We start from the raw sequence: 24493 nt of genomic DNA on the forward strand, positions 1-24493 counted from the left end.
AGTGTGACGCTTAAGCGTCTGGCGCTGCCTTGGCAGCCGGCTCACTGTTCTCATAGAGATACAGTGGCTTGGACTTGCCTTCTATAACGCTTTCGTCGATCACTACTTTACTCACCTCGGACTGCGAGGGGATTTCATACATAGTGTCGAGCAATACACCTTCGAGAATCGAGCGCAGGCCACGGGCACCGGTTTTGCGTTCCAGGGCACGTTTGGCGACCGATTTCAGCGCGTCGGCCCGGAATTCCAGGTCCACGCCTTCCATCTCGAACAACTTGGCATACTGCTTGGTCAGAGCATTTTTCGGCTCGGTGAGAATCTGCATCAGCGCAGCCTCGTCGAGCTCGTCCAGCGTGGCAAGTACCGGCAGACGACCGACGAATTCCGGGATCAGACCGAACTTGACCAAATCGTCAGGCTCGACTTCACGCAGGGATTCACCGACTTTCTTGCCTTCTTCCTTGCTGCGCACTTCTGCGCTGAAACCGATGCCACCCTTGGTGGAACGGTTTTGAATAACCTTTTCCAGACCGGAGAATGCACCGCCGCAGATGAACAAGATGTTACGGGTGTCGACCTGCAGGAATTCCTGCTGCGGATGCTTGCGACCACCTTGAGGCGGAACGGAAGCGACCGTGCCTTCGATCAACTTGAGCAGGGCCTGCTGCACGCCTTCACCGGAAACGTCCCGGGTGATCGACGGGTTGTCAGACTTGCGCGAAATCTTGTCGATTTCATCGATGTAGACAATGCCCATCTGGGCTTTTTCTACGTCGTAATCGCACTTCTGCAGCAGTTTCTGAATGATGTTCTCGACATCTTCCCCCACGTAACCTGCCTCGGTGAGGGTGGTTGCGTCGGCGATAGTGAACGGAACGTTCAGCAAGCGGGCCAGGGTTTCGGCCAGCAGGGTTTTACCCGAGCCTGTCGGGCCGATCAGCAGGATGTTGCTCTTGCCGAGCTCGACGTCGTCATTCTTTTTGTCACGCTGGTTCAGACGCTTGTAGTGGTTGTACACCGCTACGGCCAGAACCTTTTTCGCGCGCTCCTGACCAATCACGTACTGATCGAGGATGCCGCTGATTTCTTTAGGCGAAGGCAATTTATGCGCGCTGCTTTCGGCCTGTGCCTCCTGCACCTCCTCGCGGATGATGTCATTGCACAGGTCGACGCACTCGTCGCAGATAAAGACCGAGGGGCCGGCAATCAATTTGCGTACTTCATGCTGGCTTTTGCCACAGAAGGAGCAATAGAGCAGCTTGCCGTTGTCCTCGCCGTTGCGGGTGTCAGTCATTCGTTCGATCCAAATCCGATAGGCTTGCAACACAAGATGAAGGCTATTGCGGGCTTTTTCAAGCCCGCTGGTGTCGGACCTGCCGACCAAGCCTGTTTTGGGCTGCTTATTTTAAACAGGGCGCTGGCTGATCACTTCGTCGATCAAGCCGTACTCACGCGCAGCTTCTGCACTCATGAAATTATCGCGGTTGGTATCGCGCTCGATTTCTTCAAGAGTGCGACCGCTATGCGCGGCCATCAGCGTGTTGAGACGCTCGCGGATAAACAGGATCTCCTTGGCATGGATTTCGATATCCGACGCCTGCCCCTGGAAACCGCCCAGTGGCTGGTGAATCATCACACGCGAGTTCGGCAGGCAATAACGCTTGCCGGGGGCACCGGCGGTCAGCAGAAATGCGCCCATGCTGCATGCCTGACCGATACAGGTGGTCGACACGTTTGGCTTGATGAACTGCATGGTGTCGTAGATCGACATGCCCGCCGTTACCGAACCGCCCGGGGAGTTGATATAGAGATGGATGTCCTTGTCCGGGTTTTCCGCTTCAAGGAACAGCAGTTGCGCACAAATCAGGTTGGCCATGTAGTCCTCTACCGGACCAACCAGAAAGATCACTCGCTCCTTGAGAAGACGCGAGTAAATATCGTAGGCGCGCTCGCCACGAGCGGACTGCTCGACAACCATCGGGACCAGGCCGCCTGCGGCCTGGATATCAGAGTTCTGCTGAATATACGAATTACGGAACATGCTCTGCAGTCACTCCCAAATAGTTATGTCTTGAATACGCATAAGCCAGCACGAAGGCTGGCTTATGGTGTGTGCTTCTTACCGCAAAAACGATCAGTCGGCTTGTGGAGCTTCTACCGGCTTGACTGCTTCTTCGTAAGAGACCGATTTGTCGGTCACGCTAGCTTTCTGCAGAACAGTATCCACAACTTGCTCTTCCAGCACAACCGAACGGACTTCGTTCAGTTGCTGGTCGTTCTTGTAGTACCAGGACACAACCTGCTCAGGCTCTTGGTAGGCCGAAGCCATTTCCTGAATCATCTCGCGAACGCGGGCTTCGTCAGGCTTGAGGTCGAATTGCTTGACCACTTCAGCCACGATCAGACCCAGCACGACGCGGCGCTTGGCTTGCTCTTCGAACAGCTCGGCCGGCAGTTGGTCAGGCTTGATGTTGCCACCGAACTGCTGAACAGCCTGCACGCGCAGACGGTCGACTTCGTTGGACAGCAGAGCCTTGGGCACTTCGATCGGGTTGGTGGCCAGCAGACCGTCCATCACCTGATTTTTGACCTTGGATTTGATCGCCTGACGCAGTTCACGCTCCATGTTCTTGCGAACTTCGGTGCGGAAGCCTTCCAGACCGGTTTCCTTGATGCCGAATTGAGCGAAGAACTCTTCGGTCAGCTCTGGCAGTTTAGGCTCGGAAACGGTGTTCACGGTCACGGTGAACTCAGCAGTTTTGCCTGCCAGGTCGAGGTTCTGGTAGTCCTCTGGGAAGGTCAGGTTCAGAACGCGCTCTTCGCCGGCTTTAGCGCCAACCAGACCGTCTTCGAAACCAGGAATCATGCGGCCGGAACCCAGCACCAGCTGAGTACCTTTGGCGGAACCGCCTGCGAACACTTCACCGTCGACCTTGCCGACGAAATCGATGTTCAGCTGGTCTTCGTTCTGGGCAGCACGATCGGCCACTTCAAAACGGGTGTTCTGCTTGCGCAGGACTTCCAGCATCTTGTCCAGATCGGCATCAGCCACTTCGGCGCTCAGGCGCTCGACAGTGATGCCTTCGAAACCGGCAACGGTGAACTCAGGGAACACTTCGAATACAGCTACGTATTCCAGGTCCTTGCCCGCTTCCAGGGATTTAGGTTCGATAGACGGCGAACCAGCCGGGTTCAGCTTCTGCTCGACGACAGCTTCGTAGAAGGAAGACTGGATCACGTCGCCTACCGCTTCCTGACGAGCTTCGGCACCGAAACGGCGCTTGATTTCGCTCATTGGCACTTTGCCTGGACGGAAGCCAGCGATCTTGGCCTTTTGGGCAGTCTGCTGCAGACGCTTGTTGACCTGAGTCTCGATGCGCTCAGCCGGCACGGTGATGCTCATGCGGCGCTCAAGAGCAGAAGTATTTTCAACAGAAACTTGCATGGATATTCCTCGTTGCACAGACGTTAGCCGGCCGTTTCCGACCCCAGAATCAAGGGCATGCATTCTAGTGGGTCAAACTCAAGAAGTCACCCTACTGAAAACGGGTAAAAAAACAGCAGGCAATTTATAGGCGGGGACAAACGGTTGTGCCTCGCCCTGTTAGCAAATACAGCCAATCAAGCCAGGGCTCTGCAACCACCTTCCTATATATAGAAGGATTCGGCAATCCGTCCCTGACAGCCAACCCCGCGAGGGGATCGGCGGGCAAATCGAGCATCATCGAGAAACATAAATACGACGAAGCGACCTGCCCCTGCGGCCCACAACCTGCAGCCGCCGACACTCAAACCACTGAAACAAAAAAGGCGCCAGACTGTTAAATCTGGCGCCTTTCGGAATATGGGGTGGACGATGGGGATCGAACCCACGACAACGGGAGTCACAATCCCGTGCTCTACCAACTGAGCTACGCCCACCATATTGCGTGACAAAGAAGCCAAACAACTTCTTTGTTGTGCCCCAATCAAGCCAAGCGGCATGAGTGAAGCTTTATTTGGTGCGGATGAAGAGACTCGAACTCTTACGCCTCGCGGCGCTGGAACCTAAATCCAGTGTGTCTACCAATTCCACCACATCCGCGGATTGAAGCTGTTAAAGCAAAGGCGCCAGACTGTTAATCTGGCGCCTTTCGAAATATGGGGTGGACGATGGGGATCGAACCCACGACAACGGGAGTCACAATCCCGTGCTCTACCAACTGAGCTACGCCCACCATATCGCGCTACTTGTGCCAATGCTGCCTAATGGCGCACCCGGCAGGACTCGAACCTGCGACCATCCGCTTAGAAGGCGGATGCTCTATCCAGCTGAGCTACGGGCGCCTTGTTAATCTGTACCCTTGAAGGACTACAAACTAAGTGCTTTTCAGTCTTGCGAAACCGTAACTCCGCTCGACCTTCTTAACCAGTGCTAGGCTGTGCCCGACAAGTGCGACGAATAGTATAGAGCCCCCCGAAGGTCGTCAAATCCTTTTTAAAAAAAATTCATTTAATTAAAGGAGTTAGGGGAATTTGCAGACCAAGCGCCTTTGCCCTCACCTCGTGACATGCGAGAATGCGCTCTCTTTTTTTCCCCTCTCGATGGTTAATCACGCGCAATGACTGCACAACTAATCGACGGCAAATCGATCGCCGCCAGCCTGCGCCAGCAGATCGCCCAACGAGTCGCCGAGCGTCGCCAGCAAGGCCTGCGCACGCCCGGCCTCGCGGTGATCCTGGTCGGGAGCGATCCTGCCTCTCAGGTTTATGTCTCGCACAAGCGTAAAGACTGTGAAGAGGTCGGCTTCCTTTCCCAAGCCTATGACCTGCCTGCCGACACCACTCAAGCAGCGCTGACCGATCTGATCGATCGCTTGAACGACGACCCGGCGATCGACGGCGTTCTGCTTCAGCTGCCGCTACCTGAACACCTGGACGCCTCAAAATTGCTGGAACGCATTCGTCCAGACAAGGACGTCGACGGTTTCCACCCTTATAACGTCGGTCGTCTGGCCCAGCGCATTCCGCTGCTGCGCCCGTGCACGCCCAAAGGCATCATGACCTTGCTGGAAAGCACCGGTGCCGATCTTTACGGCATGGACGCGGTCATTGTCGGGGCGTCCAACATTGTTGGCCGTCCGATGGCGATGGAACTGCTGTTGGCCGGTTGCACCGTGACTGTCACCCACCGTTTCACCAAGGATCTGGCCGGCCACGTCGGTCGCGCCGATCTGGTAGTGGTTGCCGCCGGCAAGCCGGGCCTGGTCAAAGGTGAGTGGATCAAGGAAGGCGCGATCGTGATCGACGTCGGCATCAATCGTCAGGAAGACGGCAAACTGGTCGGCGACGTGACTTACGAGTCCGCCCTGGCTCGCGCCGGCTGGATCACGCCGGTACCGGGTGGCGTCGGCCCGATGACCCGCGCCTGCCTGCTGGAAAACACGTTGTACGCCGCCGAAACACTGCACAGCTGAGTTCACGCTCGCGCGCAGCGTCGCATAAAAGAACCCCGCCCATCGCGGGGTTCTTTTTGCCTGTAGAAAAAAGCGTGAGCACCGAAGGAAAGCTGCAAGACCAGATGGCTGAAAAAGAGCCACCTCATTAAATATTCTTCACTTTTACCCCCAGTCTTACAGGCGCCTATGGCTTTCCTGGCACATACTCCTAAAATGCGACGTTTTTAAGAAACAGCCCGTTACAGAACGGCATATCCACCCTTTATGAGTCTGCCAGCGTGAAAATCCGTCTTTCCATCCTGAGCCTAGTTTTTGCAGTTACAGGGACTTTCATCACGCCAACGGTCAACGCCGCTGAAACCACCGCGGCGCCACGAGACAATTCACATCTGAAGATCGCGTCCGGCAGCGCTTTGCTGATGGATCTGCAAACAAACAAAGTCATCTATGCCAGCAATCCTGACGTCGTCGTACCCATCGCGTCTGTCAGCAAACTGATGACCGGCCTGGTGGTCGTGGAAGCGCGGCAGAACATGGACGAATACATTCCCGTCAACATCAGCGACACCCCGGAAATGAAGGGTGTGTTCTCCCGGGTCAAACTCAAAAGCGAATTGTCGCGCCGCGAGATGCTCCTGATTGCCCTGATGTCATCGGAAAACCGTGCCGCCGCGACATTGGCCCATCACTATCCGGGCGGTTATGTCGCATTCATTGCAGCCATGAACGCCAAAGCCAAGGCGCTGGGCATGACCAGCACCCACTTCGTCGAACCGACGGGCCTCTCGCCACGCAACGTGTCCACCGCCCGCGACCTGAGCAAACTGCTGATCGCCGCGCACAAGTACCCGCTGCTGACTGAGCTGAGTACCACCAAGGAAAAAACCGTTTCGTTCCGTAAACCCAACTACAGCTTGGGGTTCCGCAACACCGACCATTTGATCAACAAGCCGAACTGGGACATCAAGCTGACGAAAACCGGTTTTACCAACGAGGCCGGTCACTGCCTGGTGCTGGTGACCAGCATGGGTAACCGTCCGGTTGCGCTGGTGATTCTCGATGCCTTCGGCAAGTACACGCACTTTGCCGATGCGACACGGATTCGTAACTGGGTCGAAACAGGCAAGAGCACCAACGTGCCGTCCGTGGCCCTGCAATACAAGTCAGACAAGAACCTCAAACATCGCCAGAGCGGTGTGATTGAGGCATCGAAATAAGATCGAAACCTGCCAACAAAAAGCCCCGAATAATCGGGGCTTTTTGTTGGCAGGCGGTTTTCGTCCGGCGGTCAATCATTGGGTAACGGCATCTGATCGTCATCCGGAATGCCATCCCCGGCACTCGGGTCTCGCCAGCCCTGTGGATGCTTCGTCGGCACTACCGTCGGCCTGGCCAAGGGGTCCCTTAACGGACTGTCCGGATCCATCACCGGGTCCACGTCCGGCTCAAGGGTTGTTGGAACACTATCGGGAGAGTCCGGATGTTTGTCATCGAAGCTCGAATCGGTAGACATATGCACCTCTCACTACGACTTGGGTCTCAGATTACCGAGCGGGTCGTAAGGCTTGGCCGGCTTCTTCTTGCCCTCCTCACCCGGCTTTATGTCCCTGGGCGCCCTGGCAGGCCCGATGGGGTCGACCTGAGGATCGGCAACGTCCGGAGAATCGGGGTCGAACCCCAACTCATTATCGGACGAATGCTCGGACGAGTGCGGGCCGACGGGGGTATTGGGATGAACCATGGACGCCTCCTGGTCACGACCCGGCGAGAACCCGGGCTCTTTATATAAGAGACCAAAAACGCTGAGTCGTGCCTTGCAGATGACGAGCGGAAACTACTGCGCGGTCAGCGCCTTCTTTGCCCTGGCTGCCGCTTGCTCCTGACCTGACTGGGCAAGATCGTTCACCGCTTTCAGCCAGCGCTGCTGATCGACGTTGGCCGGAATCTGCTCCGGCTTCTGGATCAAAACAGCCCACCCGCCGGCATTCTCGAGCGCCGACTCAAAGGCGCTGAACCCCATCAGCAACCGACGATCCATCCCGGTGCGCAGCAACACGGTCTGCTTCTGACGGTTGTAACCGGCAAGAATGGCGTATCGCGGCCCGGCCCAGAACGCCGAGCCTTCGGTGATGCGCACCATCACTGGATAACCGGCCGCGACCTGGGTCAGCAGTGCCGGCAATTGGCTGTCGAGGGGATAGACCACCATTCCGTATTCGCGGGCGAGGTTTTGCATGTTCTGCTGCAACCGGTCTTCGGCACCCGGCAAATGCAGGGGTTTTTCGAGCAGCCCCGGGGTTATCACGATGTCCTGTTGGGATAACAGGCTGGCCAGCACTTGAGGCCCGCTTTGATAACTTTGCCCGCGGTAGAACGTACCGCTGAGTTCGACACGCTCCGGTAGACGCTTGATCTCAGGCGCCACGCTCCCCGCGCAGCCAGCCAGGCCGGCAACGCAGCCAACGATCAGTGCCAAAGATCGAATTCGAGAAAATACCCGCACCATCATCACTCTCTTGTTCAGACGCCAGGCGATCACGCGGCCGGCTTGGCCGTCGATCATAGGATGCCGCGCGGCAGCGGTATAGCCTTAACCGGCGGTTGATTGCATTTGATAGAGCGAACCGGTTGGTGACAGGCGACCTTTGGTCAATAGCCTGAAACACAGCAGCGGCTAGACTGTCATTTACCAAGGAAGAGTGTGCGCCCGCTGCAGGGCAAAGAGGAGGCACTGATGAGCCTGACAATGACCATTGTGATGTTGATTTCCGGCTGGCTGGCAGTGGCCGCCGCCATGTTGTGGGGCGTTTTGCGCATTACCCGCCGGCACCATCACCACCCGGTTCAATCGGCGCCCGTGACGAAAACCGATAAACCGGCTACACGCCCCGCCACCGCACACTGACCCGCGCTTTTCAGTCGCATAAACAAAAACGGCCGCCTGGACTCTTGCGAGTTCAGGCGGCCGCTTCGTTTATCGGCGCTTAAGCTTCTGCGGCTACGCGCCTCTGTTTGGCCCGCCGCGACAGCATGTTCAAGCCTTCGATCGTCGCCGAGAACGCCATGGCCGCGTAGACGTAGCCTTTCGGTACATGGGCGCCGAAACCTTCGGCGATCAGCGTCATGCCGATCATGATCAGGAAGCCCAGTGCCAGCATCACCACGGTCGGGTTGTCGTTGATGAACTTGGCCAGCGGGTCCGCGGCCAGCAACATCACCAGGACCGACACCACCACTGCGATGATCATGATCGGCAAATGCTCGGTCATGCCGACAGCGGTAATGATGCTGTCGATGGAGAACACCATGTCCAGCATCAGGATCTGACCGATTGCGGCGGCAAAGCCCAGGGTCACAGTCGAGGTGGCTGATGTCGGATCTTCCGGTGACGGGTCCATGCTGTGATGGATCTCAGTGGTCGCCTTCCACAACAGGAACAGGCCGCCGGCGATCAGGATCATGTCCTTCCAGGAGAACGCGTGACCGAGAATATCGATCACCGGCTCAGTCAACTGGACGATGAACGCGATGGTGCTCAACAGTCCCAGGCGCAGGATCAACGCCATGCCGATACCAATGCGCCGCGCCTTCTGGCGATGCTGTTCGGGCAGCTTATTGGTCAAGATCGAGATGAAGATCAGGTTATCGATGCCGAGCACGATTTCCATCACCACCAACGTGGCCAGGGCGACCCAGGCGGTGGGGCTTGCAGCAAGTTCTAAAAGGTATTCCATGGGTCAGTCCTGACTCGTTGTAGACGGTTTAGATTTCCTGGGACGAAGAATCGGTTTTGCCCGTCTCTTTGGCCGGTTGCTCTTTCTTGCTGATCAGGCCACTCGTGGCCTCACTCAACGCTTGTTCGGCTGCTTTGTGGGTATCGTCAATCGCCTGTTTGGCGCTTTCGGCAGCCTTGCCCATCAATTGCTGAGCACTTTTCTCGGCCTGGTCGCAACCGGCCAACACCAGTAAAGACGTGATCAGCAGCGCGGTGGTTTTAAGCTTCATGATGCTTTCCTCGATAGAACAGACAGAACCCAAAAGGCGATCCGTCGATAGCGAGGCATTCTAAGGAAGCAAACACTTCAGGAAAATTCGTATTTTCAGCGGTTATACTTCGGTTTTTACGAATCAAAACCCAGTCGCCATGCGTTGGGGGGACACAAAACAATGCTGAACTACCGACAACTGCACTATTTCTGGGTGGTGGCCAAGACCGGCAGCATCGTGCGCGCCTGCGAGCAGCTGAACCTGACGCCACAAACCATCAGCGGGCAGATTTCCCTGCTCGAACAAACCTATGGCATCGAATTGTTTCGCCGGGTCGGGCGGCAGCTGGAACTCACCGAAGCCGGGCGTCAGACCCTGCCCTACGCCGAGCAGATGTTTCAACTCGGGGGCGAGCTGGAACTGATGCTGCGGGCGCAGCCCAATGAGCAACAGATTCTGTTTCGGGTGGGCGTCGCCGATGTGGTGCCCAAATCCATCGTCTATCGCCTGATCGCGCCGACCATGGAGTTGAGCGAGCCGCTACGCATCACCTGCCGCGAAGACAAACTGGAACGCTTGCTCGCCGACCTGGCGATTCAACGCCTCGACCTGGTGATTTCCGACAGCCCGATGCCTTCGCACCTGGACATCAAGGGCTACAGCCAGAAGCTCGGCGAATGCGGTATCAGCTTCTTCGCCACCGCCGAACTGACCGCGCGATACGGCCAGGATTTCCCCCACAGCCTGCACGGCGCCCCGCTGTTGATTCCCGGGCCGGAAACCGTGGTGCGCAGTCGCTTGCAACGCTGGTTTGCCGAACAGCAGATCCAGCCGCAAATCGTCGGCGAGTTCGACGACAGCGCCTTGATGCAGGCCTTCGGCCAATCCGGCAGCGGGATTTTCATCGGCCCGAGCGTGATTGCCGATGAAGTGAAACGCCAATGCGGCGTGGAGTTGATCGGCCAGACCGACGCGGTGCGCGAGTCGTTCTACGCCATTTCGGTGGAACGCAAGGTCAAGCACCCCGGCATTGTCGCCATTACCGAAGGCGCCCGACGCGAACTGTTTACCGAAATGTGAAGCCTCAGGCGCAGACTTCCCGGGGCTTGAAGGTCATCAGCGCCATGGCCAGGAGAATCGAAACCAGGATAAAACCGGCTGCGGCGAAACCCAGTCCGCCCAGGCCCACACTGTCGATCACCCGGCCGCCGACCATGGCGCCCAGGCCGATCCCGAGGTTGGCCCCGGCGATGTTCAGCGACGCAGCAAAGGCCGGCGCTTCAGGCGCAGCCTTCATCAAACGCACATGACTGACCAGGAACAACGCCGCCTGGGTCACGCCCCAAATCCCCATCGCCGCCGCCAGCCCCAGCGGCGAATGAATGTTCGGCACCAGCGTCACCATGCCGGCAACCATGAACGCGCAAAACGTCATAGAAGCGATCAGCGGGTGACGATCCACCGCACGACCGCCCAGTGAGTTGCCGATCAGCCCGACCGCGCCGAAGCCCATCAGGCACCAGCCGACCACGGTGCCGTTGAAACCGGCGAGGCGTTCAAGAATGTCGGCCAGGTAGGTGTAGGCGGTGAACATGCCGCTGAACACCAGGATCGACAGCAGTACATGACCCAGCATCAGCGGGCTGCGCAGGATCTTGAACTGTGAACGGAAACTCACCTGATGCTGGTGCAGGCTGGTTTTCGGCAGGTAGATAAACAGCAGCAGCGCCTTGGCAAACGCGATCACCGCCAGAATGCCGAAAGCACTGCGCCAGCCGAATGCGTCGGAAATCAGCGTACCCACCGGAATGCCGAACACCGTGGCGCAGACGATGCCGAAACCGATCTTGGCAATCGCCCGCCCAGCGTAGTCCGGCCCGACGATGTCCACCGCGGTTTCACTGGCCAACGCCCAGAACACCGGCAAGCCCAGCGCCGGAATCAACCGGGCAATGGCCATCACCCAGATGTTCGGCGCAAATGCCGCCAGCGTGTTGGCCAGGCCGAACATGATCAGCACGCTGATGAACAGTTTGCGCCGCTCAAACCTTGCGAAGTACGCCGTCAGGAACGGCCCGAACGCGGCCACGGTGAACGCAAACAGGGTCACCAGCAAACCCGCTTGAGGGATGCTGACGTCCAGGTCACGGGCGATTGCCGGCAACAGGCCGACGATGATGAATTCCGTGGTCAGCACCGTGAAACCGGCGGCGGACAACAGAAGAATGGGCAACAGCATGCAAAACTCCAGGAAAACGACGACACCAGCGATAGCCCGAAGGCCCACTGGCAGAACTAGAAAATGAGGATGGCGAAGCTTAACAGAGTGTTTCCAAACGAGGTTGCACGAACCTGCAAATCGCGTTGAACAATCGGGTGGCAGATCGTCACAGGTCTGAAGGATCGCGGCTACGCTGTGATAAAGTCCGCGACCCGCGAGATTGACACCTTGCTCATCGGCCATTGATTGGCATTGATGTGGCGCCCCCTTCGGTTCCTCCATGTGGCCTGCCCGGCTTTTTGCTGCATGAGCCAAGGAACCCTGCACCCTAATAAAATCAGAGATACCGTTATGACCGCTTCATCCCCTTCTCTCTTGCAACGCCTGAAACGCAGCAGCCTGGTCACGCAAATCATCATCGGCCTGATCGCCGGGATTGCCCTGGCCCTGTTCGTGCCCGAGGTGGCCAAATCCACCGCCTTCATCGGCAAAGTATTCGTGTCGGCGCTCAAGGCTGTCGCGCCGATTCTGGTGTTCGTGCTGGTCATGGCTTCAATTGCCAACCACAAGCACGGCCAGGAAACCCATATCCGGCCGATCCTGTTTCTGTACCTGCTGGGCACCTTCGCCGCAGCCGTGGTTGCAGTGATCGCCAGTACGCTGTTTCCGTCGAGCCTGGTGCTGTCGACCCAGGACGTTGCGGTAACCGCACCGGGTGGCATTAGCGAAGTGCTGCAAAGCCTGCTGCTGAGCGTGGTTGATAACCCGGTCAGCGCACTGATGAACGCCAACTTCATCGGCATTCTGGCGTGGGCGATCGGCATGGGCATTGCGATCCGCCATGCTGGCGAGACGACGCGCGAAGTGCTGGACGATCTGTCCAATGGCGTGACCGTGATCGTGCGCCTGGTGATTCGTTTTGCGCCGCTGGGAATCTTCGGCCTGGTGGCTTCTACCCTCGCCACTTCCGGTTTCGGCGCCTTGATCGGCTACATGCACCTGCTGGCGGTGCTGCTGGGTTGCATGCTGTTCGTGGCGCTGGTGATGAACCCGGCCATCGTGTTCTGGAAGCTGCGTCGCAACCCGTATCCGCTGGTACTCATCTGCCTGCGCGAGAGCGGTATCACCGCGTTCTTCACCCGCAGCTCGGCGGCGAACATTCCGGTCAACCTGGAATTGAGCAAACGACTGGGCCTGCACGAAGACACCTATTCGGTATCGATCCCCCTCGGCGCGACCATCAACATGGCCGGCGCCTCGATCACCATCACGGTACTGACTCTGGCCGCCGTGCACACCCTGGGCATCGCCGTGGATATTCCGACGGCCATTCTGCTCAGCATCGTCGCGGCAATCTGTGCTTGTGGCGCCTCGGGCGTGGCTGGCGGTTCGTTGCTGCTGATTCCACTGGCGTGCAGCCTGTTCGGCATCCCGAGCGAAATCGCCATGCAAGTGGTGGCGGTCGGCTTCATCATCGGTGTGTTGCAGGACTCGGCGGAAACCGCGCTGAACTCCTCCACCGACGTGCTGTTCACCGCGGCGGCGTGCCAGGGTGAAGAGTTGAAGGCGCAGCGTTTGGCATAACGACGCACCTGCAACAACGAAAAAGCCCGCCAAGGCTTACACCTTGGCGGGCTTTTTTGTGCTTTGGGTGGTTTAGAACGCGCCCATGTAATCGCGCTTGCCCACTTCCACACCGTTGTGACGCAGCAGCGCGTAAGCGGTGGTGACGTGGAAGAAGAACTGCGGCAGACCGTAGCTCAGCAGGTAAGCCTGGCCAGTGAAGCGCTTCTCTTTGGGAGTGCCTGGACGGGTCACGATTTCGATGCCTTCCTTGCCGTCGATCTGCTCGGGTTTGATCTCGCCGATGAAGGCCAGGACCTTGGCGATCAATGCTTGCAGTTCGGCGAAGGTGGTTTCGGTGTCGTCGTATTTCGGCAGTTCGACTTCAGCCAGACGCGCCGAAACACCCTTGGCGAAATCAACGGCGATCTGCACCTGACGCACCAGCGGGAACATGTCCGGGTACAGACGGGCCTGCAGGAACGCGTTCGGGTCGATGTTTTTCGCGGTGGCGTGAGCTTCAGCCTTGCTCAGGTTGTTGCTCAGGGCGTTGAGCATTTGCTGGAAAACCGGAACGGAAGCGGCGTACAGGGAAATAGTCATGGCAGTCTCGTGTGGTGACAGGAGTAAAAAACGTGGAGCGATTATAGCCATGCCGGCGTGCCCTGCGACTTGTCTTTTATCCAGCAAGGATTAGGCTAGGCGGCTCGACTGCCTAGGGAAAAGCGCGATGAGCACTGAACAAGAGACGACCTTCGACGAACCGCGGCTCAACAGCACGGAAATCCGCATTCTGGGCTCGTTGATCGAGAAACAGGCCACCAGCCCGGAAACCTATCCGCTGACCCTCAATGCCCTGGTGATTGCCTGCAACCAGAAAACCAGCCGCGAACCGGTGATGAACCTCAGCCAGGGCCAGGTCGGCCAGAGCCTGCGGGCCCTTGAAGGTCGTGGCTTCACCCGACTGGTGATGGGCAGCCGCGCCGACCGCTGGGAACATCGGGTCGACAAGGCGCTGGAACTGGTGCCGGCACAGGTGATTCTGACGGGGCTGTTGTTCCTGCGCGGTCCGCAGACGGTCAACGAACTGCTGACCCGCAGCGGTCGCATGCATGACTTCGAAGATGCCGAGCAGGTGGTGCATCAACTGGAGCGCTTGATCGCCCGAGGCCTGGCGCTGTTGATCCCGCGCCAGGCCGGCCAGCGCGAAGATCGTTACATGCATGCGCTGGGCGATCCGACGGATATCGAAGCGATCCTCGCCGCCCGGCAGAACCCGGTGGAACGCGGCGCCAGTGGCGGAGTGTCGGTTGAGCGAATCGAAGAACTTGAAGCGCGGATTGCGGCGCTGGAAGAACGCCTGGCGCGCCTCGAATAACCCCGTGCTCCCGAGCTCCCTGTGGCGAGGGAGCTTGCTCCCGCTGGGTCGCGAAGCGGCCCCAAAGCAGTCAACGCATCACATCTGGCACACCGAGTTTTTGCCGGCCTTGCGACTGCTTCGCAGCCGAACGGGAGCAAGCTCCCTCGCCACAGGTCCAACCAATAATCGGAATTCAGCTCCGGGCAAACGCCACAGCTTTCTGGAACTGCTCATCGGTCGGCCGCACGCCGGTGTACAGCACGAACTGTTCCAGCGCCTGGATGGCAATCACTTCCAGCCCGGTGATCACCCGCTTGCCTTCGGCACGAGCATGCACGATCAGCGGTGTTTCCGAGGGGATCGCCACCACATCGAAGACAGTTTCGGCAGCAGCGATGGCTTCAGGGGGGAACGCCAGTTGATCGGCTTCCGGGCCGCCGGTCATGCCGATCGGCGTGACGTTGATCAGCATCTGCGGGCGTTGAGCGCCCAGTTCCGCCTGCCATTGGTAGCCCAGCGATTCGGCCAGGGCACGCCCGGCGCGTTCGTTGCGGGCCACGATCAGGCCGTTTTTGTAGCCGCCATCGCGCAAGGCACTGGCCACGGCCTTGGCCATGCCGCCGCTGCCGCGCAGGGCAAAGGTCGAATCCTTGGGCACCTGATGGGTTTCAAGCAACTGGGCGACGGCGATGTAATCGGTGTTGTAGGCCTTGAGATGGCCGCCAGTGTTGACAATAGTGTTGATCGATTGAATAGCTTCAGCCGATGCGTCCAGCTCATCGACCAGCGCGATGCAAGCCTCCTTGAACGGCATCGACACGCCGCAACCCCGAATGCCCAACGCACGAATGCCGCTGACAGCCCCCGTCAGGTCCTGGCTGCTGAAGGCCTTATAGTAAAAATTCAGCCCCAGTTGTTCGTACAGATGATTGTGAAACCGCAGGCCGAAATTGCCGGGGCGCCCCGAGAGTGACATGCACAACTGGGTGTCTTTGTTGGGGTTCATCTGCATCCGAATCTCCTTCAATAGCACTTTCAGATGGACGGAAATAACCATTCCACCCGATTGTGGTCGATCATAAAGGTCTGTCTGTACCAGGCACACAGCACGGTAAAGAAACCGGTACAGACCTTACACAAAATTTACCCAACGGCTGTGCTGATTTTCAAAAAAAAGCTGTCTTAGAAGTATCCCCGCGACAACTTGTGCCTATTGCAGGCGCAAGCGCCGGGTCGAAGAACCGAGGACTTATCATGATCCGTAAAATCCCCACAGTAGCCTTGCTGATCGGTGCTCTCGCTATCGCAGGGCAGGCAGAAGCAGGTGGTCGTGGCTGGGAAGGTCCGGCTGTGTTTGGTGCGATCGTCGGCTCGGCAATCATCGGCTCGGCAATTATCGGTCGCGACCGGCCGGTGTATGTAGAGCAACCGGTTTACGTTCAGCCTCAACCGGTGTACGTACAGCCACCGCCTGTCTACTATCAACCGGCGCCGGTCTACGTCCAACAACCGATCTACTACCGCCCGGCACCGATTTATTACGGTCCACCACGCGGCTATGGCCCACCGCACGGCTACTGGGGCCCTCCCCATGGTTACTACCGTGGCGACCGCTGGTAACGGACTCATCAGGCCCCGCCTCAACAGCGGGGCCTTTTTTGTGGCCACAGGGCGAGCGAAGTCTGAATAAATCTCGTCAAGGTCGCTGTCGGGACAGTGCCGGCAAGTAAAGTTGGTCATATTTATGTCATGACAGGCCCGCAAGCTTGTATTTGTCCATAAACAACAGGTTGATAAAAACAAGGACGAGCTCATGCCCACACAAAACCCGCACCGCATTGTCGGCCTGTGCACTTCCAGCAAGGTGTACAACGCACTGACCGAACTCAAGCACCTGGAAGGCCATCGCAGCGCCAAGTTTCTCTCGCTGCTGACGCAAAACCTGGTGCGCAAAGGCCTGCTCAATGAGCAGGAAGTCATGCATATGCTCGATCAAGTCGTGGATTGACCGCCAACACTCACCGGCATCAATGACGACTATCGAAAGTGTTGATTGTCCGTTCAAGCGTCCGGTCCGTAAGGTGGCCCCATAGATTGATGGAGGCACTTATGGCTCAGGTTCAGATTATGTCCGTTATCGGCAGCGCCGTTCCCGCACCGCTCAGAGCGCTGGGATTGCTCGCCTGCTGGTATCTGGTGCAGGACGGCGAACCGATCAGCGGTCCGCTCACTTCGCTTCCCGACGCCCAAGCCCTGTCGCAACGCATCGGTTCAGGCCAGCTCAGCGCTTAAGGCGGCTGAACCCGCTGTTTGATATCGACGAAAATCGCCCGGCTCGACATGACCCAGACGATACCCGCCCCCCCCACCGCCAGCAACAGCGACAGGAATGCCATCAACACCCCCCAGAGCAGCTTATGTTTAGTCCGCCACGGCTGGTGCGAGTGCCATCTGCTTGTTGGTCAAGCATAGATCCAGATCAATAAACCCCGCGTGCAGGCCGCTTACCCTTGCCGGCTTTTGCGATCGACACTGCCATGACCTGCGCCATGCCACTCATCCCCCCGGAACTGCTCGCCCCTGCCGGCACCCTGAAAAACATGCGTTATGCCTTCGCCTATGGCGCCGACGCGGTGTACGCCGGCCAGCCGCGCTACAGCCTGCGGGTGCGCAACAACGAATTCGATCACGCCAACCTCGCGCTTGGCATCAGCGAGGCCCAGGCGCAGGGCAAGCGCTTTTATGTGGTGGTGAACATCGCCCCGCACAACGCCAAACTGAAAACGTTCCTCAAGGACCTGGAGCCGATAATCGGCATGGCGCCGGACGCGTTGATCATGTCCGACCCCGGCCTGATCATGCTGGTGCGCCGGCACTTCCCGCAGATGCCGATCCACCTGTCGGTGCAAGCCAACACGGTGAACTGGGCCAGCGTCGAGTTCTGGCAGCAACAGGGCTTGAGCCGGATCATCCTGTCCCGCGAACTGTCGCTGGAAGAAATCGCCGAAATCCGTCAGTACGTCCCGGCGATGGAGCTGGAAGTGTTTGTGCACGGCGCGTTGTGCATGGCCTATTCCGGGCGCTGCCTGTTGTCGGGCTATATGAACAAGCGTGACGCCAATCAGGGCAGTTGCACCAATGCCTGTCGCTGGAAATACTCGGCGACACCGGCCAGCGAAAATCAACTGGGTGAAATCGTCCAGCACTACTCACCCGAACCGACTCTGGGCCTCGGTACGCCGACCGATCAGGTGTTCCTGTTGCAAGAGGCCAATCGCCCTGGCGAACTGATGCCGGCATTCGAGGATGAACACGGCACCTACATCATGAACGCCAAGGACCTGCGCGCTGTCCAGCACGTCGAGCGCCTGACACAAATGGGCGTGCATTCACTGAAGATCGAAGGCCGGACCAAATCGCATTTCTATTGCGCGCGCACCACCCAGGTTTACCGCCGCGCGATTGATGATGCGGTGGCTGGCCGGGTGTTCGATCGCAGCTTGATGACCGATCTGGAATCCCTCGCTCAGCGCGGCTACACCGAAGGTTTTCTGCGTCGGCATGTGCATGACGAATATCAGAACTACCAGAACGGCAGCTCGGTTTCGGAGCGCCAGCAGTTCGTTGGGGAGTTGACCGGCGAACGCCGTGACCGGCTGGCCGAGGTGCGGGTGAAGAATCGTTTTGGTCTGGGCGATCACATGGAACTGATGACGCCCAAGGGCAACTTCCACTTTGATTTGCATCAACTGCAAAATCTCAAAGGCGAGTCGATAGAAGTGGCGCCCGGGGATGGGCATACGGTGTATTTGCCGATACCGGACGCGGTGGATTTGCGTTATGGATTGCTGATGCGCGATGTTGGTGTGAGTTAAGAAATCTGAGCGACGAGCCTCGCTCCTACGCACTGACGAATCAGCTGCCGCCCGCCGAAAAGCGGTCGCGGCTGTTGGTCAGGTGCAACCACATCGCTGCTCGCGCTGCATCCGGATCCTGGCGTTTGATGGCGTTGAGAATCGCCTCGTGTTCGAGGTTGGCGAGTTGCCCCAGCTTGCTCAAATCCGCTGACCCGCGCTCGGCGGCATTGACCCGGGTGCGCGGAATCATCGCATTGCCCAGGTGCTGCATGATCTCGGTGAAGCACACGTTGCCGGTGGCTTCGGCGATCAGCAGGTGGAAGCGTTTGTCGGCTTCGACGCAGCTGTCGTTGTTGGCCAGCAAACTTTGATAGTCATCCAGCGCTTCACGCATCTGCGCCAATTGCTGATCGGTGCGACGCACCGCTGCCAGCGCGGCGGCCTGGGTTTCCAGGCCCATGCGCAACTCCAGAATGCTGCGCACCCCCAGCGCGGTATCGACATTCAGTCGCAGCCCCTGCTCCGGCGCGCGCTCGATGACAAAGGTGCCGATGCCGTGACGGGTTTCCACCAGCCCTGAAGCCTGCAATTTCGAAATCGCCTCGCGCACCACGGTGCGGCTGACCCCATGCTCCTGAACAATCGAGTTCTCCGACGGCAGCTTGTCCCCCGGCAGCATCTGGCCGAGCAGGATGCTCTGGGTCAGCTTGGCCACCAGATCATGGGCCAGGTTGTGAGCGCGCTTGCGGGCGGGTGCGTCGATGTCTTCTTGCATGGTGATTATCCGTAAAGCAGGGCTACCCGGATCGTAGCACCGGGATCGCCTGGAATCTTCAGAAAACAGCAGCAAACTTGTATGACAACACTCAACAAATTGACCACTCAAGCACCATCGCACCCCCACGCCCGACCAGAAAAAGCATAGAAAAAACCAAATAAATAGCCATTTTATTGGACTGCTGCGCTTGTCGAATCAAAAAATTCAGTTGTATGATGTCTATCAACAACGCAACACCCAGCCACACCCCGCATAAAAATAACGAGTGGGAGAAAAACCAGTGAATACATCCATACCCCGGATGCACGATGGCGCCGATTCGGTCCTGAAGTCCGCCATCTCGAAAGTGAAACGTCACGTCCTGCCGCTGTTCGTGATCATGTTCATCGTCAACTACATCGACCGCGTGAACATCGGCTTCGTCCGCGCCCACATGGAACATGACCTGGGCATTGGCGCTGCCGCCTACGGCCTCGGTGCCGGTCTGTTCTTCATCGGTTACGCGCTGTTCGAAGTCCCCTCCAACATCCTCCTGCAAAAAGTCGGCGCGCGAATCTGGCTGACCCGCATCATGCTGACCTGGGGCCTGGTGGCCGCTTGCATGGCGTTCATCCAGAACGAAACCCACTTCTACATCCTGCGGTTTCTGCTCGGTGTGGCCGAGGCCGGATTCTTCCCCGGAGTGATTTATTACTTCACCCGCTGGTTGCCCGGTGTGGAACGCGGCAAGGCGATTGCGATCTTCCTCAGCGGCTCGGCGATTGCGTCGTTGATCTCCGGCCCGCTGTCGGGGTTGCTGCTGCAAATCAACGGCTTGGGCATGCACGGCTGGCAATGGATGTATTTCATCGAGGGCATGTTCTCGGTCGGGTTGTGCGTGTTCGTCTGGTTCTGGCTGGACTCCAAACCCCACGACGCCAAATGGCTGACCCTTGCTGAACAGGACGCGCTGGTCAAAGCCATCGATGACGAACAACTGGCCCGCGAAGCCGCGACGCCGATCAAACCGTCGCTGGGTACACTGCTCAAGGATCGCCAGATCATTCTGTTCTGCCTGATCTACTTCTTCATTCAATTGACCATCTATGCCGCGACCTTCTGGCTGCCGAGCATCATCAAGAAAATGGGCGACCTGAGCGACATCCAGGTCGGCTTGTTCAACTCGATTCCGTGGTTGCTGTCGATCGTCGGCATGTACGCCTTTGCCTCGCTGTCGGGCAAATGGAAGCACCAGCAAGCCTGGGTCGCCACTGCCCTGCTGATCGCTGCTGTGGGGATGTTCATGTCCACCACCGGCGGGCCGATCTTCGCCTTCGTTGCGATCTGCTTCGCCGCACTGGGTTTCAAGTCAGCTTCGTCGCTGTTCTGGCCGATTCCTCAGGCATACCTGGATGCGCGGATCGCTGCCGGCGTGATCGCGCTGATCAACTCGGTGGGCAACCTTGGCGGCTTCGTGGCGCCAACCACCTTCGGTTTGCTGGAGGAGCACACCGGTTCAATCCAGAGCGGGCTGTACGGCCTGGCTGCCACCTCGATCATCGCCGCAATCATCGTCTTCGCCGCGCGCAATAAACCGAAACCCGCACCTGCCGTTGCACTGGGCAAATCAGCACCTCATCACGCCTGAACATTGGTTTTAAAGGACAAGAGCATGAACCCACAAGAAGCCGCAAAAGCCCCGATTATCACCAGCATGCAGGTTGTGCCGGTGGCCGGCCACGATGGCATGCTGCTCAACCTGAGCGGCGCCCATGGCCCGTTCTTCACCCGCAATATCGTGATCCTCAAGGACAACGCCGGCCACACCGGGGTCGGCGAAGTACCCGGCGGCGAACGCATTCGCCAGACCCTGGAAGACGCGCGCTCACTGGTGGTCGGCAGCCCGATCGGCACCTACCAGAAGATCCTTAATCAAGTGCGCCAGACCTTCGCCGATCGCGATGCCGGTGGTCGCGGTTTGCAGACGTTCGACCTGCGCATCACCATTCACGCGGTCACCGGCCTGGAAGCCGCCCTGCTCGACTTGCTCGGTCAGCACCTGGACGTGCCGGTCGCCGCTTTGCTCGGCGAAGGCCAGCAGCGCGACGAAGTGAAGATGCTCGGCTACCTGTTTTACGTCGGTGATCGCAACGAAACCGATCTGGCCTATCGCAGCGAACCGGACGCCGACAACGACTGGTTCCGCGTGCGTCACGAAAAAGCCATGAGCGCCGACGCCGTGGTGCGCCTGGCGGTCGCCGCTCACGCCCACTATGGCTTCAAGGACTTCAAACTCAAGGGCGGCGTGTTGAGTGGCGACGAGGAAATCGAAGCGGTCACCGCCCTCGCCGAACGCTTCCCCGATGCGCGCATCACCCTCGACCCGAATGGCGCCTGGTCGCTCAAGGAAGCGATCCGCCTGTGCCGGGATCAGCATCACGTTCTGGCTTACGCCGAAGACCCGTGCGGGGCGGAAAACGGTTACTCGGGCCGTGAAGTCATGGCCGAGTTTCGTAGGGCCACGGGCCTGAAAACCGCGACCAACATGATCGCCACCGACTGGCGGGAAATGGGCCACGCGATCCAGATGCAGTCAGTAGACATTCCGTTGGCCGACCCACACTTCTGGACCATGCAGGGCTCGGTGCGGGTGGCGCAGATGTGCCATGAATGGGGTCTGACCTGGGGTTCGCATTCCAACAACCACTTCGATATTTCCCTGGCCATGTTCACCCACGTCGCGGCCGCCGCGCCGGGCGAGATCACGGCCATCGACACCCACTGGATCTGGCAGGACGGCCAGCGCCTGACCCAGTTGCCGCTGCGAATCGTCGATGGCTGCGTGCAAGTACCGAAAAAACCTGGCCTGGGAGTTGAGCTGGACGTCGATCAACTGGCCAAGGCCCATGAACTGTACAAAGGCATGGGATTGGGCGCACGGGATGACAGCGTGGCAATGCAGTTTCTGATTCCGGGATGGAAGTTCGATAACAAGCGGCCGTGCCTGGTGCGCTAAACCTCTGGAAACACCGCTCCCACAAGGAGTGGTGTCCACACTATTTCATCTGGGCCGCTTGCAGCAGCCAGCCCCGGAACACCGCCATCGCCGACGTTTCGGGGCGCGACTGCAAGCGGGTCAGCCAGTAGCTGCCGGTGGTGATCCCGATGGCGAACGGTTGCTCGATTGCACCCGCCGCCAGTTGTCGGGCAAACATCAGCGGTGGCGCCAAGGCAACGCCCGCCCCTTGCAGCGCCGCCTCCATCATCGCCAGAGAAGAATCGAAGACGATGCTTCGGGGCAGCACTGCATGGGCCGAAAGACCGGTCGCCTGAAACCACTCCGACCATTCGTCCGTGCGATAGGAGCGCAACAGTGTCTGTTGCAACAGATCCTCTGGCGTGTGCAATTGCCGGGCAATCTCTGGCACGCAGAGCACCGACAGCGGAGCCTCGATCAACCGCACCGCTTCAATCCCGTGCCACGCCCCCGCGCCAAAGCGAATGGCGTAATCCAGGCCTTCGGCTGCCACGTCCACCCGATTGTTGTTGGTCGACAGACGCAAATCTATGAACGGATGTTTCTTCTGAAAATCCGCCAATCGCGGCAACAGCCAACCGACCGCGAACGTCCCTACGGCGCCCACCGTCAATACCTCACGAAAATGCCCGCCCTCGAAACGCCCCAGGGTTTCGGCGATCCGGTCGAAGGATTCGCGCAACACCGGCAGCAGGGTTTCCCCTTCGCTGGTCAGCATCAGCCCGCGGGGCAGGCGTTTGAACAAGGTCACGTTAAGCTGGGCCTCAAGGCTTTTGACCTGATGACTCACCGCCGCCTGCGTGACGCACAACTCCACCGCCGCCCGGGTGAAACTCAAATGGCGCGCCGAGGCCTCGAAAGCACGCAGCGCATTCAGCGGCAGATGAGGTCGAATCATGCCACCCCCCAAAATTTTCTAATGGCTCATCCGAAATATCGTCGTTTGCCGGTCTTCGCCAAACTGCCTAGATTTGGCTCGCCCAATAGCGGACCGCCTTGAAAAACCGCTCGGAGTGTAGCGGTTAACACCACGAACAATCATGGACAGCGTCTCAATCATGCGTAAAAAAAATCAGAAGAAACTCATATCCTACAGCGCTTTCGCACTTCTCCTCGGTGCCAGCCACAGCTTTGCTGACGAGCGCATCGAAACCATCGTTAAAGCCGCCATCGAACCGGTGATGCAGCAACAGAAGATCCCCGGCCTCGCGGTCGCAATCACCGTCCATGGTCAGCCGCATTACTTTAACTACGGCGTAGCCTCGAAAGAAAACGGCAAAGCCGTCACCGAAAACACCCTGTTCGAGATCGGTTCGGTGAGCAAAACCTACACCGCCACCCTCGCCGCCTATGCCCAGGCGACCGGCAAACTGTCCTTGTCGGACAACGCCAGCCAGGTGCTGCCGGCCTTGCGCGGCAGTGCGTTCGACAATATCAGCGTGCTGCAACTCGGCACCTACACCGCCGGCGGCCTGCCCCTGCAATTCCCCAGCGAGGCAGACCATCAGGACAAAATGCTCGGCTATTTCAAGCAATGGAAACCGACTTACGCCGCCGGCACTCATCGCCAGTATTCAAACCCCAGCCTGGGGTTGTTCGGCTATCTGGCGGCCCACAGCATGGAGGCGCCGTTCGATGAGCTGATGGAAAAAACCTTGCTACCCAAACTTGGCCTCAAGCACAGCTACCTCAAGGTGCCGCAGAATCAGATGGGGCTTTACGCCCAGGGTTACACCAAGGACGACAAACCTGTGCGGGTCGAGCCGGGCGCGCTGGATTCCGAAGCGTACGGCGTGAAAACCAGCGCCTCGGACCTGCTTCGCTATGTTGAGGCGAACATGAATCCGGCTTCGCTGGAAAAACCCTTGCAGCAAGCGATCGCCATCACTCATACCGGTTACTACACGGTTGGCGGCATGACTCAAGGGTTGGGATGGGAGCTCTACAACTACCCGGTGACGCTCGACACTTTACTGGCCGGCAACTCGTCGCAGATGGCGTTTGAGGCCCATGAAGTCCAGTGGCTGACCCCGCCACAACCTCAACGCGACGCTGTGCTGATCAATAAAACCGGCTCAACCGGCGGCTTCGGCGCCTACGTCGCCTTTATCCCGGCGAAGGACATCGGCATCGTGATCCTGGCCAACAAAAACTACCCGAACCCGGAGCGGATCAAAATCGCTCACAAAATATTGAGTGCGCTGACCGAATAGCCGAATGACTCGGTCCCGTAGCAGCTGCCGAGCCTGCGAGGCTGCGTTCGGCCGCGCAGC

General features: G+C 58.6%; 26 protein-coding genes and 4 tRNA genes. 13 read left to right on the forward strand and 17 right to left on the reverse strand.

Features of this window, described 5'->3' with window-relative positions; translation table 11 throughout:
* Window positions 1–10: 10 nt before the first annotated feature.
* The 7 genes from clpX to PMI21_RS07245 all read right to left on the reverse strand — a co-directional run bounded on the left by clpX (window position 11) and on the right by PMI21_RS07245 (window position 4326).
* Window positions 11–1294 (reverse strand): ATP-dependent Clp protease ATP-binding subunit ClpX, encoded by a 1284-nt coding sequence (gene clpX, locus PMI21_RS07275; RefSeq protein WP_007940401.1) that lies wholly within the window; start codon window positions 1292–1294, stop codon window positions 11–13.
* 111 nt (window positions 1295–1405) lie between these two features.
* Complete coding sequence (gene clpP, locus PMI21_RS07270; protein ID WP_007940402.1) at window positions 1406–2041, reverse strand: ATP-dependent Clp endopeptidase proteolytic subunit ClpP; 636 nt, start codon at window positions 2039–2041, stop codon at window positions 1406–1408.
* Window positions 2042–2134: 93 nt separating this feature from the next.
* Complete coding sequence (gene tig / locus PMI21_RS07265) at window positions 2135–3445, reverse strand: trigger factor (RefSeq protein WP_033064156.1); 1311 nt, start codon at window positions 3443–3445, stop codon at window positions 2135–2137.
* Window positions 3446–3845: 400 nt separating this feature from the next.
* Window positions 3846–3921, reverse strand: a tRNA-His gene (locus PMI21_RS07260).
* Window positions 3922–3999: 78 nt separating this feature from the next.
* Window positions 4000–4084, reverse strand: a tRNA-Leu gene (locus PMI21_RS07255).
* 57 nt (window positions 4085–4141) lie between these two features.
* Window positions 4142–4217 (reverse strand) — tRNA-His (locus PMI21_RS07250).
* A 32-nt stretch (window positions 4218–4249) separates the two neighbouring features.
* Window positions 4250–4326 (reverse strand) — tRNA-Arg (locus PMI21_RS07245).
* 275 nt (window positions 4327–4601) lie between these two features.
* On the opposite strand from PMI21_RS07245, the gene folD reads away from it, so the two are divergent.
* Window positions 4602–5456 carry a bifunctional methylenetetrahydrofolate dehydrogenase/methenyltetrahydrofolate cyclohydrolase FolD gene (gene folD / locus PMI21_RS07240; RefSeq protein ID WP_007940405.1) on the forward strand — a complete coding sequence of 285 codons (855 nt, stop codon included), beginning with the start codon at window positions 4602–4604 and terminating at the stop codon, window positions 5454–5456.
* A 260-nt stretch (window positions 5457–5716) separates the two neighbouring features.
* Window positions 5717–6655 (forward strand): D-alanyl-D-alanine endopeptidase, encoded by a 939-nt coding sequence (gene pbpG / locus PMI21_RS07235; protein ID WP_007940406.1) that lies wholly within the window; start codon window positions 5717–5719, stop codon window positions 6653–6655.
* Window positions 6656–6726: 71 nt separating this feature from the next.
* Here pbpG and PMI21_RS29110 read toward each other — a convergent pair whose 3' ends face one another.
* The 3 genes from PMI21_RS29110 to PMI21_RS07225 form a co-directional block, all read right to left on the reverse strand.
* Window positions 6727–6951 (reverse strand): hypothetical protein, encoded by a 225-nt coding sequence (locus tag PMI21_RS29110; protein ID WP_007940407.1) that lies wholly within the window; start codon window positions 6949–6951, stop codon window positions 6727–6729.
* Window positions 6952–6963: 12 nt separating this feature from the next.
* Complete coding sequence (locus PMI21_RS29940; RefSeq protein WP_007940409.1) at window positions 6964–7179, reverse strand: DUF6021 family protein; 216 nt, start codon at window positions 7177–7179, stop codon at window positions 6964–6966.
* 93 nt (window positions 7180–7272) lie between these two features.
* Entirely contained in the window at window positions 7273–8001 is a 729-nt protein-coding gene (locus PMI21_RS07225) for a hypothetical protein (protein ID WP_007940410.1), read from the reverse strand.
* 171 nt (window positions 8002–8172) lie between these two features.
* On the opposite strand from PMI21_RS07225, the gene PMI21_RS29740 reads away from it, so the two are divergent.
* Window positions 8173–8343, forward strand: coding sequence for a hypothetical protein (locus tag PMI21_RS29740; protein ID WP_177318302.1), 171 nt, complete (start codon window positions 8173–8175; stop codon window positions 8341–8343).
* 79 nt (window positions 8344–8422) lie between these two features.
* Here PMI21_RS29740 and PMI21_RS07215 read toward each other — a convergent pair whose 3' ends face one another.
* Window positions 8423–9172: a TerC family protein gene (locus PMI21_RS07215; protein ID WP_007940413.1), complete on the reverse strand. Its 750-nt coding sequence runs from the start codon at window positions 9170–9172 to the stop codon at window positions 8423–8425.
* A 28-nt stretch (window positions 9173–9200) separates the two neighbouring features.
* Window positions 9201–9443: a hypothetical protein gene (locus PMI21_RS07210; RefSeq protein ID WP_007940414.1), complete on the reverse strand. Its 243-nt coding sequence runs from the start codon at window positions 9441–9443 to the stop codon at window positions 9201–9203.
* 162 nt (window positions 9444–9605) lie between these two features.
* Here PMI21_RS07210 and nhaR point away from each other — a divergent pair, with 162 nt between their 5' ends.
* Window positions 9606–10505 carry a transcriptional activator NhaR gene (nhaR, locus tag PMI21_RS07205; RefSeq protein ID WP_007940415.1) on the forward strand — a complete coding sequence of 300 codons (900 nt, stop codon included), beginning with the start codon at window positions 9606–9608 and terminating at the stop codon, window positions 10503–10505.
* A gap of 4 nt (window positions 10506–10509) precedes the next feature.
* Here the strand turns inward: nhaR and PMI21_RS07200 are convergent, their stop codons facing one another.
* Window positions 10510–11664, reverse strand: a complete 1155-nt coding sequence (locus tag PMI21_RS07200; RefSeq protein WP_007940416.1) for an MFS transporter — start codon at window positions 11662–11664, stop codon at window positions 10510–10512.
* A 333-nt stretch (window positions 11665–11997) separates the two neighbouring features.
* Here PMI21_RS07200 and sstT point away from each other — a divergent pair, with 333 nt between their 5' ends.
* Window positions 11998–13230 carry a serine/threonine transporter SstT gene (gene sstT / locus PMI21_RS07195; RefSeq protein ID WP_007940417.1) on the forward strand — a complete coding sequence of 411 codons (1233 nt, stop codon included), beginning with the start codon at window positions 11998–12000 and terminating at the stop codon, window positions 13228–13230.
* Between the two features lie 72 nt (window positions 13231–13302).
* Here the strand turns inward: sstT and PMI21_RS07190 are convergent, their stop codons facing one another.
* A complete protein-coding gene (locus PMI21_RS07190) occupies window positions 13303–13812 on the reverse strand; it encodes a DUF1993 domain-containing protein (RefSeq protein ID WP_007901777.1) in 510 nt (169 codons plus the stop codon).
* A gap of 127 nt (window positions 13813–13939) precedes the next feature.
* On the opposite strand from PMI21_RS07190, the gene PMI21_RS07185 reads away from it, so the two are divergent.
* Window positions 13940–14587, forward strand: a complete 648-nt coding sequence (locus PMI21_RS07185) for a YceH family protein (RefSeq protein WP_007940418.1) — start codon at window positions 13940–13942, stop codon at window positions 14585–14587.
* A 175-nt stretch (window positions 14588–14762) separates the two neighbouring features.
* On the opposite strand, the gene PMI21_RS07180 is transcribed toward PMI21_RS07185, so the two are convergent.
* Complete coding sequence (locus PMI21_RS07180) at window positions 14763–15581, reverse strand: shikimate 5-dehydrogenase (RefSeq protein WP_007940419.1); 819 nt, start codon at window positions 15579–15581, stop codon at window positions 14763–14765.
* Window positions 15582–15823: 242 nt separating this feature from the next.
* On the opposite strand from PMI21_RS07180, the gene PMI21_RS07175 reads away from it, so the two are divergent.
* The 4 genes from PMI21_RS07175 to trhP all read left to right on the forward strand — a co-directional run bounded on the left by PMI21_RS07175 (window position 15824) and on the right by trhP (window position 18444).
* Complete coding sequence (locus PMI21_RS07175) at window positions 15824–16189, forward strand: hypothetical protein (RefSeq protein WP_007940420.1); 366 nt, start codon at window positions 15824–15826, stop codon at window positions 16187–16189.
* A gap of 193 nt (window positions 16190–16382) precedes the next feature.
* Window positions 16383–16577 carry a hypothetical protein gene (locus tag PMI21_RS07170; RefSeq protein ID WP_007940421.1) on the forward strand — a complete coding sequence of 65 codons (195 nt, stop codon included), beginning with the start codon at window positions 16383–16385 and terminating at the stop codon, window positions 16575–16577.
* Window positions 16578–16678: 101 nt separating this feature from the next.
* Window positions 16679–16861 carry a hypothetical protein gene (locus PMI21_RS07165; protein ID WP_007940423.1) on the forward strand — a complete coding sequence of 61 codons (183 nt, stop codon included), beginning with the start codon at window positions 16679–16681 and terminating at the stop codon, window positions 16859–16861.
* 257 nt (window positions 16862–17118) lie between these two features.
* Window positions 17119–18444 (forward strand): prephenate-dependent tRNA uridine(34) hydroxylase TrhP, encoded by a 1326-nt coding sequence (trhP, locus tag PMI21_RS07160; RefSeq protein ID WP_033064157.1) that lies wholly within the window; start codon window positions 17119–17121, stop codon window positions 18442–18444.
* Between the two features lie 40 nt (window positions 18445–18484).
* Here the strand turns inward: trhP and PMI21_RS07155 are convergent, their stop codons facing one another.
* Window positions 18485–19201: a FadR/GntR family transcriptional regulator gene (locus tag PMI21_RS07155; protein WP_007940425.1), complete on the reverse strand. Its 717-nt coding sequence runs from the start codon at window positions 19199–19201 to the stop codon at window positions 18485–18487.
* A gap of 283 nt (window positions 19202–19484) precedes the next feature.
* Here PMI21_RS07155 and PMI21_RS07150 point away from each other — a divergent pair, with 283 nt between their 5' ends.
* Window positions 19485–20831: an MFS transporter gene (locus tag PMI21_RS07150; RefSeq protein ID WP_007940426.1), complete on the forward strand. Its 1347-nt coding sequence runs from the start codon at window positions 19485–19487 to the stop codon at window positions 20829–20831.
* A 24-nt stretch (window positions 20832–20855) separates the two neighbouring features.
* Window positions 20856–22199, forward strand: coding sequence for a glucarate dehydratase (gene gudD / locus PMI21_RS07145; protein WP_007940428.1), 1344 nt, complete (start codon window positions 20856–20858; stop codon window positions 22197–22199).
* A 40-nt stretch (window positions 22200–22239) separates the two neighbouring features.
* Here gudD and PMI21_RS07140 read toward each other — a convergent pair whose 3' ends face one another.
* Entirely contained in the window at window positions 22240–23118 is an 879-nt protein-coding gene (locus PMI21_RS07140; protein ID WP_007940430.1) for a LysR family transcriptional regulator, read from the reverse strand.
* 160 nt (window positions 23119–23278) lie between these two features.
* Here PMI21_RS07140 and ampC point away from each other — a divergent pair, with 160 nt between their 5' ends.
* Complete coding sequence (gene ampC / locus PMI21_RS07135) at window positions 23279–24433, forward strand: class C beta-lactamase (RefSeq protein ID WP_338010002.1); 1155 nt, start codon at window positions 23279–23281, stop codon at window positions 24431–24433.
* Window positions 24434–24493 lie beyond the last annotated feature (60 nt).

The sequence above is a fragment of the Pseudomonas sp. GM18 genome (assembly GCF_000282195.1).
Lineage (GTDB): Bacteria > Pseudomonadota > Gammaproteobacteria > Pseudomonadales > Pseudomonadaceae > Aquipseudomonas.